The sequence below is a fragment of the Clostridium paraputrificum AGR2156 genome (genome assembly GCF_000424025.1).
Classification (GTDB): domain Bacteria; phylum Bacillota; class Clostridia; order Clostridiales; family Clostridiaceae; genus Clostridium; species Clostridium paraputrificum.
This window is the reverse complement of the sequence record NZ_AUJC01000007.1, coordinates 13,721-27,522: the sequence shown is the minus strand read 5'-3', so window position 1 is coordinate 27,522 and position 13,802 is coordinate 13,721. Positions and strand designations below refer to the sequence as shown.

The window sequence follows — 13,802 nt, the reverse complement described above, 5'->3', positions numbered from 1 at the left end:
ATCTTGGCCGGTATTGCATAAAAGTTATGTTGATTACCTTCTAAATGAGTAGTCAAATTTAAAACTTTTAAATTACTTATATAATTATAATTCCACAAAGAATTATTTTTATTCTAAAAAGGAAGAGTACTTTTGAAAAAATTATTTTTTAAATGTACTCTTCTTTTTTCCTTACATTAAGTACGAAGGAAATAAATATCCACCCAATCTTTTTTAGTGAATTATTTGTAAAGTAGATGAAAGAGTTGCTATAATGAATTTGTTGGTTAGAATGGAGAAAGAGGTGATATTAGTGATTTTTTCTACACTTAAAATTAATGATAGTGATCCAATATATATTCAATTAGAAAGACATATAATAGGTGGAATAAAAAAAGGTGACTTAAAAAAGGATAGTAAGTTACCATCAACAAGAGAAGTAAGTAAGTATCTAAAAATAAGTAGAAATTCAGTAATATCTGCATATGAAAATCTAGAAAGTAAAGGGTATATTCTAACTAAGAGAGGAAAGGGAACCTTTATAGCTGTTGAAGGAGAAAAACAGGTATATGAATATAATGTTGAGTGGGATAACCTGGTAAATAAATATGGAAAAGTATTAAGAGATAAAGATATTATTAAAAGTGAACCTAAATTTAGAAGAGGCATGATATCATTTAAATCTATTGCACCGGAAGGTGAACTTTTCAATTTAGAAGATTTTAAAAGAGCTTTAATGGATTCGTGGACTTATGAAGAGGTGCACTTATTAAATTATGGATATGCGAAAGGGTATCAACCTTTAATTGATTATTTGTTTGAATATATGAGAGAAAAGGGTGTTAGTAAAGAGAATAAGGATATATTAATAACCAATGGTTTTACAGAAGGATTTGATATTATATTAGCATCATTAACTTCTCCAGGGGATGTTATTTTATGCGAAGAACCAACTAATAATACAGCACTTAAAGTTATGGAAGCTTATGGATTGAAAGTTGTTGGAGTTTCAATGGATAAGGATGGAATGGTAATAGAAGATTTAAAGAAGACATTACAGTTATATACACCTAAATTAGCATATTTAATTCCTTCATATAATAATCCAACAGGGATAGTAATGAATTCTGAAAGAAGGAAAGAAATATATAAGATTTTTAGGGAACATTCCGTTCCAATAATAGAAAATGGGTTTAACGAGGAATTATTGTATTCAAGTTCTCCTTTAGAGCCTTTAGCAGCTTTAAGTGGAAGGGGAAATGGTGTGGTTTATATAGGAAGTTTATCAAAGGTTTTATTTCCTGGGTTAAGAATTGGTTGGATAATGGGAGATAAGAAGCTTATTGATATCTTAGAAAGTGTGAAAAGAGGAAGAACTATACATTCATCATTTCTAGATCAAAGTGCCTTCTACTACTATTTGAAGAGTGGAGCTTTTACTAGATATATAAAGAATATTAGAAAATATTATAGAAGTAAATACAATTTAATAATGGAGATGGTTAATAAACATATTCTATATGAATATGTTACAGGAGAAGGTGGATTATACGTATTTATTAAGCTTAAAAACAATATTAGCTCTAGAGAGTTACTGAATCTTTGTTATGAAGATGGAGTATTATTTATGCCAGGAGATTTATTCTATAATAATGCTAAAGGGGAGTCTTCTTTGAGGTTAGGTTTTGGAAGAGTAAGTGATGATGATATAAGAATTGGAATAGAAATAATAGGTAAGAATATAGAGAGATTAATGAAGCAGAAAGGTTATGAAGGTGAATTAGGTGACTGAAAAGTTATATTATAAAGATAGATATTTGAAGGAATTTACAGCAAATATAATAGAATATAAAAAAGAGGATAATAAACATTCTGTGGTATTGGATAGAACTGCATTTTTCCCAGGTGGAGGAGGGCAATGGTGCGACTTAGGATACATTGATGAAATAAGAGTTTTAAATGTAATAGAAGATAAAAATAAGATTTATCATATTTTAGAGAGTGAGCCTAAAAGGACAGAAAATATAAAGTGTACCATTGATTGGAGTAGAAGATTTGATGGAATGCAACAACATTTAGGACAACATTTATTATCAGGATGTTTTTATACATTATTTAATGCAAATACATGTGGAATACATATTGGTAATGAAATAAGTACTGTGGATATTGTAGGAACAATAGAAGAAGAAAAGATAAGAGAAGCTGAAAAGATGGCAAATAGAGTTATTTGTGAAAATCATAAAGTTGAGTTTTTAATGACTAATAGAAAAGAAGCAAAAAAGATGGGACTTAGAAGAGATTTAGCTACTAAAGATGATGAGATTAGAATAGTTAAAATTGATGATATTGATATTAATGCATGTTGTGGAATTCATCCAAATAATACTTTAGACCTTCAATTAATTAAGATAAAAGGCTTCGAAAAGCATAAAGGAAATACAAGAATAACATATCTTACAGGTAGTAGGGCTATAAAAGATTATTTACATAGAGATTTTGTTTTAGATAATATATGTTTAAGTTTAAGCTCTGGAACAGATGATGTAGTTAGTAGTTTAAGTAAACTTGTAGATAACTATAATTCATTAAAAGGTGATTATAGCAAAGTAAGGGCAAAGCTAGGGGAATACGAAATAAAAGAATTAGTTTCTAATGGAGAATCTATAAAGAATGTTGTTTTAATAAATAATATTTTTGACAATGAAGAAATGAAAAATCTTAATAAATTAGCAACTGCTATATGTGAAGATGAAAATAGAATAGTTTTATTTGGAACTAGAGATAAAGAAAAATGTAACTTGTTATTTGCATGTTCAAAGAATATGAAGGGATTAAATATGGGAGCACTTTTAAAAGATTCTATAACTCTTGTGGATGGTAAAGGTGGAGGAAGCCCTTTATTAGCACAAGGTGGAGGGAAAAATATTTTAAATTTAGAATGTGCTATAGATTATGCTATTAGAAGATTAAAAGAAAATATTTAAGGTGATACATATGGATATTATGAAAATATTAAACAATGATTTAGAAGGTATGAGTGAAGAGGAGAAGCAGTATGTAAATGTCTTTTCAGAAAAATTAAAGGATAAAATTATAGATGATTTGGTAGAGGTAGAGGAGAATAGAATAATAAATTTAATTAAAGAAAATAAAGAGGGATATAAGGATTTAATTTATGCTATATATTCAGAGGGAATTAGAGGTTATAAATCAATGAATATACAATTGCTAATTAACATATATATTGATAAGTGTGGTGATGAAAAATTAATTACTACAATTAATGATATAATTTTGTAGTTTTTTGTAGTTTATATTTTAATAAATAGTAATTAATTTGTAACTACTATTCATACCTTTAAGAACTATAATATTAGTGAAGGAAGTAGTGGAGGTAGTAAAAATGGACAAGTATAGAAGAGCTAGATTAAGTAAAAAAAGAAATTCAAAAAAAATGAAAGTGGTATTAGTAGTGTGCTTTACACTAGTATTATTAATGATACCTACTTTTATATATATTGATTATAGAGTAAAGGGTGAAAATCAGATAGTTTCAGCACAACCAGAGCAAGAAGAGGAAAATATTCAAAAAGAGCCTGAAAAACCAAAACTAGATAATAGTGGGTACTTAAATTTAGAAGAAGATGAAAATGCAGATAGTGCTCAAATGGTTTCAGAAAATACTAATGGCTTATTAACAGGAACTAAAACTTATCCAGTTAGAACAGATGGCAAAAAAGTTGCATATTTAACTTTTGATGATGGTCCATCAACAACTAATACACCAGAAGTATTAAAGGTACTGGACAAGTATAATATAAAAGGAACCTTCTTTGTGTTAGGAACTTCTCTTAAGGATAATACACAAGCACAAGAGATATTAAAAACAATAGCTGGAAGTGGACATGCTATAGCAAACCACACATACAGTCATGATTATAAATATTTATATCCTAATAGAGTAATGAACGTTGAAAATATAACTAATGATATAGAAAAGAATAATGCTTTACTTAAAGAGATATTAGGTAAAGATTTTGATACTAAAACAATTAGGTTCCCAGGTGGTTACTGGTCTTGGAATGGCAGACAACCAATGAAAGATAAAATGATTGAAAAAGGTTATTGTAATATTGATTGGAATGCTTTAAATGGTGATGCAGAAGGAAAGAAAAAGGATGCTACAGGATTATTTGGAAAATTAAAGAGTAGCGTGGAGGAATTAGGACCTAATGCAGATAGTGTTGTAATATTAATGCATGATACTTACGGTAAAGAAGAGACAGTAAAAGCATTACCACAAATAATTGAATATTTACAAGGTAAGGGATTTGAATTTAGAACAATGAAATAAAGTTAATAGAGATAATAGAGATAATCAGGAGAATTAGGGTAAGAGAGAGAAGGAAAAAACTCAAGCTGGGCTTGAGTTTTTTTATTTTAGGCTTTAGCGAATGTGTATTTTTTAACTTTCTTAACTATTAAGAAAAGCATTAAGAATATAGGAATAAAAAGAGTTTCTATACGATTTGATGCGAAATTATAAGTGTTTAGATAATTTAAGAGATATTCGTTGTCCAGGTCTGTAATTACATTAGAAGATAATATTGGCATAGCGTAGAAGTTGAAAAATAGTATAAGCAGCATAATAATTGATTTTACATTAATATTTAGTGCAGAAAAATTAGATAAAACTTTAGGAAATAGTGGTGAAAATATGAAAGTAAATATAGCAAGTAATATACTTAACTGAATACCAAAAGAAAAACTTGATATTGGAGAATTAGGTAATGGGTATTTTGAGAAAACTGAAACTGTTACTATTAGTCCAATAAAACGAATTAAGATTAATATAAATTGAAAGGAAATAAAGCCAATAAATAAGGTGAATAGTTTATGGAACCATATTTCATTTCTATTTACTTTCTTATATTCTTCTTCAATAATATCATTTTGACCAATTCTGCTTTTGGCAATTAAAAAAGCTTCTTCTTCTGATAAGTCTTTTTCTTTAAGCACAGTAATTTCATCCATTAAGTGAGATTCTAGTTCATCTAAATCATCTAGGGATAAAACATCATTTTTGTTAAGATCATTTCTCCAGGTTTTAATAGATTCATCTAAGTTAAACATATTCTTTCATCCCAAATACCATTTAGTGTATTATTTACGATTTTCCATTGAGCCTTTTCTTTTTCAAGAGAGGCTAAACCAGCATTTGTGATTCTATAATATTTTCTTTTTCTTCCGTCTATAGTTTTCCACTCAGATTCTATTAATCCATTTTCAGTAAGTTTTTTTAGTACGGGGTAGAGAGTACCTTCCTTCCAAACAATATTGTTGTTAGAAAGTTCTTGTATGTTTTTTATAATTTCATAGCCATAACTTTCTCGTTTAGATAAAAAAGAAAGTATTAAAGGTTTTGATGAAGCAGCTATTAAGTCTTTAGATATCATTTTAATTCCTCCTACTTAGAACTTCTAGGTATATAATACATCGAGATTCTATGTATGTCAACCGTAATATGTTAAATTAATTAATTATTAGGAAGTAAGGGGCGGATTGCATATATATACATATCATAAGTATTAAGGATAAAAATATTAACAACTAGGAATAAATAAAAAGGAAGATTTATATGTATATAAGGATATGTATAATCTTCTGTAATTACAAGTGATGGAGGAGTAGTTATGGGGAAAGTTATATTTATCAATGAAAGGGTGGAGATTAACATGGATAATATTAAATTTCAAGTTGATAGCATCATAGAAGAATATACAGATGGAAGTTTGCCTATAGACCCTGTAGTTATTGCTAAAAAGGTTGGAATACCTATATCACAAGTTAATTTTAAATCTGTAAAAGGGTCAGTTGTTTTAGGTGGGATTAAAAAGAATAAGGAAAATATAAGCATATATATTAATGCAAATGACAGTATGGCAAGAAAGCGATTTACAATTGCACATGAGTTAGGACATTATTTTTTAAATCATATTAATAATAAAGGAGAATTTGTAGATCTTCATAGAGATGTACTAGCTGTTAAGTCAAAAGAAGAACAAGAGGCAAATGAGTTTGCAGGATGTTTACTTATGCCAGAAAAGAAACTGGTAGAAAAATTTGATCAATTAAGAAAACTTAATTTTGGGACAGGCATGATTGAAATGGAATTATCAAGAATATTTAAAGTTTCTCAATCAGCTATGAATGTAAGACTTAAAAGATTAAATTTGAAGTAGGTGAATGGGATGGGTGAAGAGAAGTATAATGATGGTTTTGATTATAATGATCCAGAAGAATTAGGGCTAGATGATTTAATAAATTTTGATTATGAGACTCCAATTACAAGAACAATATCTGAAAAGGAAAAGCAAGAATATAAAGAAACAGATGATAGAATTCAGGTTCTTACTATTTGGAAGGATGAAAAGAAAACAGAACAAAGGATGAAACAAGGATTATCTTTAGGTATTAGTATAATTCTTGTTATACAAGTTATATTTATAAATGTTATAGTATGGAAAATTGGAAAGGGAGAAATGGATTTTGATGAATGGACTATAAGATTATTTATTACAGGGATATTTGCAGAAATAGTTGCACTTGTTAAAATAGTAATAAATAATCTTTTTCCTAAGAGTGGTAATAAGGATTTTATGGATTTTATTAATACTTTCTATTTTAATAAGAGAAATAATAATAGTACTGAAGAAAATAAGAATGTTATACATGAAGATAAAGGCGACTAAATATACATTATGTATTAATTTAATGTGAAAGTGGGGATGATTATGCCTTTTAAATGTGTAGAGATAAAGAGCTATATTAATTTCTTAAATATTAATGATGGGAAAAACTTTTGTTATGGTGGAAACCAAGAGTGGTTTAAAGATGAGATTAATAGAAAATATGGATGTGCTGCAGTAGCAGCAGCTAATTTATTAGCTTACAAAAGTATTAATGAAGGCATAAAAGAATTATATCAATATGAGGATTTTTCTAAAGAGAACTTCTTAAAGTATATGAATGAAGTTATAAAGTGGACAAGGCCTATAGAAAAGATTGGTATATTAAAGCCAAGAGATTTTATAAAAGGATTATATAACTTTGGAGAAAGTAAGGGAATAAAACTTGATTTTGAAGTGAAGTATTTTAACACTAGTTATTATGAATTTTGTTCTTTTATAAAAAAAGCTTTAAGTGACAATAAGCCTGTTGCAATATTAATGTTAAGGAATACAGCTTTAAAGGAATTTGATTGGCATTGGATGACAATAACAAAGTATTTTAGAGCAGGGAACAAGATATCTATAAATGTATCAACTTGGGGAGAGAAAAGAACTTTAGATTTAGAAAAGGTATATAAACATAGCAGCTATGGAGCATTAGTTTATCTTAAATAGCTAGTATGGTGAATTATATAATTCACTATTTTTTTACATGGACATAATTGACAATACTATTTAATGTGACTAAAATTATCTTTTAGGGAGGGATAAAAATGAGTATAGAAAAAGGTAATATTTCAATTCACACAGAAAATATATTTCCAATAATTAAGAAGTGGTTATATTCAGACAAAGATATCTTCATTAGAGAGCTTATTAGTAACGGATGTGATGCTGTTAGCAAATATAAGAGGCTTGTATCCCTAGGAGAAGCAGAGGGAATCGATGACGAAAAGTTTAAGGTTGTTGTTTCTGTAAACAAAGAAGAAGGTACATTAACTTTCAGCGATAACGGTATAGGGATGACAGATGAAGAGGTAAAAAAATATATTACACAAGTTGCATTTTCAGGTGCAGAGGATTTTATACAAAAGTATAAAGATAAAATGGGTGAAGGAAATGACATAATTGGTCATTTTGGATTAGGTTTTTATTCAGCTTTCATGGTAGCTAAAAAGGTACAAATAGATACTTTATCATATAAGAAAGAGGCTACCCCTGTAAGGTGGATATGTGAAGGTGGAACAGAATATGAAATGGGAGATTCTGATTCTAGAGAAACTAGGGGGACAACAATAACTCTATTCCTTGATGATGAAAGCAAAGAATTCTTAGAATATTATAAGGTAAGAGGAATTATTGAAAAGTATTGTTCATTCTTACCAACAGAAATATTCTTAATCAATGTAGATGAAGAAAAGAAAAAGTCAGAAGAAGATAAGGATAAGGATGGAGAACCAACTCCTCTAAATGATACAAATCCTTTATGGCTTAAGAAGCCAAGTGAATGTACAGATGAAGAGTACAAAGAATTTTACAAACAAGTATTTAATGAATATGAAGATCCATTATTCTGGATTCATTTAAATGTTGATTATCCATTTAACCTTAAAGGAATTTTATATTTCCCTAAGCTTAAGAATGAGTTTGAGCTTATAGAAGGTAAGGTTAAGTTATATAATAATCAAGTATTCGTAGCAGATAACATAAAGGAAGTTATCCCTGAATTCTTATTATTACTTAAGGGAGCAATAGATTGTCCAGATTTACCTTTAAATGTTTCAAGAAGTTTCCTACAAAACGATAGGGATGTAAGTAGAATTTCTAAACATATTGTTAAAAAGGTAGCGGATAAGTTAAATTCAATATTTAATAATGATAGAGATAAGTTTGATGAGTTCTGGGATGATATTCATCTATTTATTAAGTTTGGATGCTTAAAGGATGAAAGCTTCTATGAAAAGATAAAAGATATAATAGTATTTAAGAACATAGAAGGTAAGCATATCACTTTAAAAGATTACTTAGACAATGCTAAAGAAAAGCATGAGAATAAGGTGTTCTATGTAAGTAATGAGGAAGAGCAATCTCAATATATAAAACTATTTAAGGAATATGGATTAGATGCAGTTATATTAAGTAGTCCAATAGATAATAACTTTATATCATTCCTTGAATATAAGGATGGTAATGTTAAGTTTACAAGAGTAGACTCTGATCTTTCAGATGTATTAAAGGATAAGGATGCTGAAGAAAATAAAGAAAATAATGAAAAGATTATTGAATTATTTAAATCAGTAATTGGAGATAAGATGAAGGAATATAAGGTAGAGTCATTAAAAAATGAAAAGACTCCAGCTATGGTACTTCTTTCTGAATACTCTAGAAGAATGGCAGAAATGCAAGCTCAATTTGGAGGAATGGGAATGAACATTCCAGAAGAAAAGAGTCTTGTTATAAATGGAAATAATCCAATTATAAAGAAACTTGTATCTATTTCTGATGATGAAAGTAAAAAAGATAAGGTTAATATGATTTGTAAGCAAATTGTTGATTTAGCGTTAATATCTAATAAGTCATTAAATTCAGATGAACTTGATGAATTTATTAATAGAAGTAACGATTTAATGCTTCAAGTTATGGATATTTAATTAAGTAGGAGCTGGTATAGCAGCTCCTATTTCTTTATAATAAAGTTATAAAAATATAGAAGGAGATGAATGAAGTGGATATAAAAGTAAATAAGAAATTTTTATTAGATACAGCAAAAGAAATATTAATGTGCGATAGTCCAAGTGGTTTTTGCTATGAAGTTATGGAAAAAGTAAAAAATATTGCAGAAGGATTTGGATATAAATTTGAATATACTAATAAGGGTTGTGGAGTTATAACTATAGAAGGAGAAAGTGATGAGAAAACTATAGGGTTATCAGCCCATGTAGATACTTTAGGAGCTATGGTTAGATCTGTAACTAGTTCTGGTGCATTAAAGTTTACTGTAGTTGGAGGACCAACTGTACCTACTTTAGATAGTGAGTATTGCAAAATAAGAACAAGAGAAGGAAAAATATATACAGGAACCTTTTTAAGCACTAGTCCTTCAACTCATGTTTATAAGGATGCATCTTCAAAATCTAGAGATGCAGAAAATATGGAAATAAGGATTGACGAGGTAGTTAAGTCTAAAGAAGATGTTAATGCTTTAGGAATATTTCCAGGAGATTATATTTTTATAGATCCTAAAACTACAGTTACAGAAAGTGGCTTCTTAAAATCAAGGTTTATTGATGACAAGGGAAGTGTAGCTGCCTTATTAGCTCTTTTAGAATTATTACATAGAGAGGGAAAAAGGCCTAAATATAAAACAAAGATAATGATTACTGTATATGAGGAGGTTGGTCATGGAGCATCTTATATTCCACACGATATAACAGAAATGTTAGCTGTTGATATGGGATGTATTGGGGATGATTTAAGCTGTACAGAATATGATGTATCTATCTGTGCTAAGGATTCTGGTGGACCATATGATTATAATATGGTAACTGACCTTGTTAACCTTGCAAAGGAAAATAATTTAGATTATGTGGTAGATATATACCCTCAATATGGATCAGATGTAGGAGCAGCTCTTAGAGGTGGAAATAACATAAGAGGAGCTTTAATTGGGCCAGGGGTTCATGCTTCACATGGTATGGAAAGAACACATTATAGTGCTTTGGAAAATACTGTTAAATTAGTTTGTTTATATATAACAAAGTAATAAAGAATACTCCAGTATATTTGTGCTGGAGTATTTTTTGTTTATTTAAAAATAGTATGAGTAAAATAAATATATGATCATTCTTTACAGAAAATTTAAATTTAATACGTTGTTGAAATAATGAAAATACTATTATAAGATTGCTTTTGTACGTTTTTTAGGGAGGACTTAATTATGAATAAAAAAACTATATTATCAAAAACAGTTCTATTTATATTTATAATACTATTTATAACAACATTTATAAAAATATTTGGGGAGGAAAATACACTAATAGCAGTAACAACGGTAACAGGGGCCTTAATGTTTTTAGAGAATGATTTAACTTTAAATGCTGCAAGAAATGCATTAGTTCTTATTGGATTTAATGTATTTTTAGGAATAATGTCATATTTAGCTACTAGCAATATGTATTTAGGAGTTTTAATTAACTTTGCAGTAATGTTTATCATTGGGTTTACTTTATGTCATAACTTAAAATCTCCTACTTATCTTCCCTTTTCGCTTCAATATATTTTTATGTTATCATCACCTATATCTTTAGAGAAGTTACCAAATAGAATTGGTTCACTTATATTTGGAGCCTTAGTAATTATGGGAGCTCAACTTATAATAAATAGGGATAAGGTTTCAAAAGCTGGAGATAAGTTGCTAACAAGTATATGCGTTAATTTAAATGAAAAAATAAGGTTACTTGAAAGAAAAGAGAATACAGAAGTGATAGACAGTAGAATAAAAGATGAAATTAGTAAGTTTAGAAAGGTTATATATGATAAAAGAGAAAGAGAGTTCTACTTACCTGAGGAAAGTAGAATTAAACTAGATATATTAGTTGCACTATCAAGAATAAACCTTATATTAAATGAGGTGAAAAATAGTGAAAAGATAGATATACTAGAAAAGAAGGTTATTCCTCTTATTGAAAATATTAAAGTTTGCTTAGAAGACAAGAAAAATTTAGAAAACTTAGATTCTCTTTTTAATGAGATAATTATAGAAGAGGAAATAACAGACTATATATCATTAAAGATAATAAATATTATTGAATTAATAGAAGATGATTTATATAGTTTAATTAAATTAGAAAAGAAAGACTATAATTTGGTTAAAAGAAGGGGCGAAATTCCAGAAAGCTATAAAAGGGCATGGAGATGCAGACGTGAAATATCAAGAGACTCATTAAGATTTACATATGGGTTTAGATTAGGGATTGGAATAGCATTTAGTGCATTTATAGTGGAATTTTTGGGGCTTGTAGATGGAAGGTGGATATATTTCACTGTAAATTCCATAAATCAACCACAGTATGAGATGTCTAAGAAGAAGAGTTTGGATAGAATTTTAGGAACATTTATTGGAGTGATTATAATTACAATACTCTTTTCAGTATTTAAAGATACTAGCATTAGAGGGATAATAATTATGGCAACTGGATATGTATCAAGCTATCTTGTTCAATATAAATATAAAATGATTTGTACAACTGTATCTGCAGTAGGAGCTGCATCTTTAATAGGAAATGTAGGAGAGCTTGGTGGAGTTAGAATTTTATATGTAATTATTGGAGTAATAATTGCAATGTTAATAAATAAATTTATATTTCCATTTAGCATTAAAGATTCAACAATAAATTTAATTAATACATATAATCATATAGTAGAAAAAATGATTAAAAATGTATCTGATTATATTAATGAGGTAACTATGGATGAAGAGATGAAGAACCTTATATTATATTCAGGATTAATAGAAGAGAGGTTGACTAGTATTAATTCAAGTGATAATTATGATAAATTATCAAGATATCTTACAGAGCAACATTTATTAGTTATGAATATATATGACTTATATAGATGGATTAGAAAAGATGAAATAAGTAAAGATAAAGTATTGAAATCTATAGAATATATTAAAAACAACAAGGAAATATTTACTGAAGAAAAAATGTTATCAATTCAAAATGAAATAGGAAATTCTAGTTTTAATAAAGATAAACTTTTATTTATTAGCACCATAGAAGTTTTAGATGGTTTTTCAAAAATAAGAAATATTGATATAAAAATATAGTAAAAATAATGTATAATGTATTTTATAGATAAAACATGGGGGAAAAGGTGTATGATAGAAATTATTTATAGAAATACAGTAGAACAATGGATTGAATGTGCTAGTTTTGCATCTAAAAAATCAAGGGATGAGAAGAAGTTAGATAGACCAAGAATATTTTTAACTTCAGCTTGTGCAGTTATTTTTGTATTTACAATATTATCAGGTCAAATACCAGTTTCAATTATATTTGGATTATTAGGGATAGTATTTTATTTCTTCTATCCAGCATTACTTGAAAAAATGACTAGGAGAGCTTTTAAGAGAATGGCTAATAAAAGAGATTTGCTACCTAATGGAGATGTTAAACTCGTTTTAAATGGAGAAAATATTATTGTAGATATAGAAGAAAAGAGTAGAACAATAAGTATTAAGGATGTAGCAGATGTTACAGAAATATCGGAATGCTTATTTATTGAGTTTAAGAATAAGGATGAGATTAGTTTAATAGTTCCTATTAATGCGTTTAAGAGTGAAGAGGATGTAATAGAGTTTAAACAAAAATTAAAACAGAAATAAATTAAAAAGTCACCATACAGAGTAGTATGGTGATTTTTTAATATCTAGACCAGTTATAAAAATTAATTTGTTATAAATCAAAGTGAGAAATACAATTTTATATTAATAAATATCTATTTCTCCGTTTTTAATCCAGTTTTATGTGGCAATAACCAAAGGGATTTTTCTTTAAATACTTTTGGTGATATTCCTCAGCAGGATAGTAGTTTTTTAAAGGTTCTACTTCCACTACTATTTTTTTATCATATTTTTTTGCTTCTTCTAAAATTTTACTATCTATTAAGTTTAAATCATCTTTATCTAAATAATATATTCCAGTCCTATATTGTTTTCCTTTATCATTACCTTGTTTATTTAAGGAAGTAGGGTCAATTATAGAAAAGTATTTATCAATTAGATAATCTAATTTAACCTTAGATTCATCATATAGAATATATACTGCTTCAGCAAATCCTGTATCTGTTCTACAAACAAGTTCATAGGTAGGATTTTTTATATTACCATTTGCATAACCAACTTCTGTTTTTGTTACTCCATTTATTCTAGAAAAGAACTCTTCAACGCCCCAAAAACATCCCCCTGCAAATACAATTTCTTTCATAAACAATACTCCTTTCTTAATAAATTATATTTATTGTTTGTAAAAATTTTAAAAACATGTTTAGTATTAAATAAAAAAGTCGAAAAGTAAAGGAAATGTT

14 protein-coding genes are annotated in these 13,802 nt (G+C 27.9%); 11 read left to right on the top strand and 3 right to left on the bottom strand.

The window, feature by feature from the left end; genetic code table 11:
• The first annotated feature begins 292 nt into the window (after positions 1-292).
• The 4 genes from G594_RS0108050 to G594_RS0108035 all read left to right on the top strand — a co-directional run bounded on the left by G594_RS0108050 (position 293) and on the right by G594_RS0108035 (position 4,336).
• Positions 293-1,771, top strand: coding sequence for an aminotransferase-like domain-containing protein (locus tag G594_RS0108050; RefSeq protein WP_027098113.1), 1,479 nt, complete (start codon positions 293-295; stop codon positions 1,769-1,771).
• Positions 1,764-2,966 (top strand): alanyl-tRNA editing protein, encoded by a 1,203-nt coding sequence (locus G594_RS0108045; protein ID WP_027098112.1) that lies wholly within the window; start codon positions 1,764-1,766, stop codon positions 2,964-2,966. Before G594_RS0108050 ends, G594_RS0108045 begins: the two co-directional genes overlap by 8 nt.
• Positions 2,967-2,976: 10 nt before the next feature.
• Positions 2,977-3,282, top strand: coding sequence for a hypothetical protein (locus G594_RS0108040; protein WP_027098111.1), 306 nt, complete (start codon positions 2,977-2,979; stop codon positions 3,280-3,282).
• A 103-nt stretch (positions 3,283-3,385) separates the two neighbouring features.
• Positions 3,386-4,336 carry a polysaccharide deacetylase family protein gene (locus G594_RS0108035; RefSeq protein ID WP_027098110.1) on the top strand — a complete coding sequence of 317 codons (951 nt, stop codon included), beginning with the start codon at positions 3,386-3,388 and terminating at the stop codon, positions 4,334-4,336.
• An 86-nt stretch (positions 4,337-4,422) separates the two neighbouring features.
• Here G594_RS0108035 and G594_RS0108030 read toward each other — a convergent pair whose 3' ends face one another.
• A complete protein-coding gene (locus G594_RS0108030; RefSeq protein WP_027098109.1) occupies positions 4,423-5,115 on the bottom strand; it encodes a permease prefix domain 1-containing protein in 693 nt (230 codons plus the stop codon).
• Entirely contained in the window at positions 5,103-5,438 is a 336-nt protein-coding gene (locus G594_RS0108025; RefSeq protein WP_034866211.1) for a PadR family transcriptional regulator, read from the bottom strand. The genes G594_RS0108030 and G594_RS0108025 overlap by 13 nt, the downstream gene beginning before the upstream one ends.
• Before the next feature lie 237 nt (positions 5,439-5,675).
• Between G594_RS0108025 and G594_RS0108020 the strand changes: the two genes are divergently transcribed.
• The 7 genes from G594_RS0108020 (at position 5,676) to G594_RS0107990 (ending at position 13,101) form a co-directional block, all read left to right on the top strand.
• Complete coding sequence (locus tag G594_RS0108020) at positions 5,676-6,224, top strand: ImmA/IrrE family metallo-endopeptidase (RefSeq protein ID WP_051195942.1); 549 nt, start codon at positions 5,676-5,678, stop codon at positions 6,222-6,224.
• 9 nt (positions 6,225-6,233) lie between these two features.
• Entirely contained in the window at positions 6,234-6,734 is a 501-nt protein-coding gene (locus G594_RS18600) for a hypothetical protein (RefSeq protein ID WP_051195941.1), read from the top strand.
• 42 nt (positions 6,735-6,776) lie between these two features.
• Positions 6,777-7,388 (top strand): hypothetical protein, encoded by a 612-nt coding sequence (locus G594_RS0108010; protein ID WP_051195940.1) that lies wholly within the window; start codon positions 6,777-6,779, stop codon positions 7,386-7,388.
• Between the two features lie 98 nt (positions 7,389-7,486).
• Positions 7,487-9,364, top strand: coding sequence for a molecular chaperone HtpG (htpG, locus tag G594_RS0108005; protein ID WP_027098105.1), 1,878 nt, complete (start codon positions 7,487-7,489; stop codon positions 9,362-9,364).
• Between the two features lie 128 nt (positions 9,365-9,492).
• On the top strand, positions 9,493-10,476 hold the full coding sequence (locus G594_RS0108000; RefSeq protein ID WP_373207770.1) for a M42 family metallopeptidase: 984 nt from the start codon (positions 9,493-9,495) through the stop codon (positions 10,474-10,476).
• Positions 10,477-10,650: 174 nt separating this feature from the next.
• Positions 10,651-12,543 (top strand): FUSC family protein, encoded by a 1,893-nt coding sequence (locus G594_RS0107995; protein WP_034866204.1) that lies wholly within the window; start codon positions 10,651-10,653, stop codon positions 12,541-12,543.
• 51 nt (positions 12,544-12,594) lie between these two features.
• Positions 12,595-13,101: a hypothetical protein gene (locus G594_RS0107990; protein ID WP_027098102.1), complete on the top strand. Its 507-nt coding sequence runs from the start codon at positions 12,595-12,597 to the stop codon at positions 13,099-13,101.
• 127 nt (positions 13,102-13,228) lie between these two features.
• On the opposite strand, the gene msrA is transcribed toward G594_RS0107990, so the two are convergent.
• Positions 13,229-13,702, bottom strand: coding sequence for a peptide-methionine (S)-S-oxide reductase MsrA (gene msrA / locus G594_RS0107985; protein WP_027098101.1), 474 nt, complete (start codon positions 13,700-13,702; stop codon positions 13,229-13,231).
• Between the last annotated feature and the right edge of the window lie 100 nt (positions 13,703-13,802).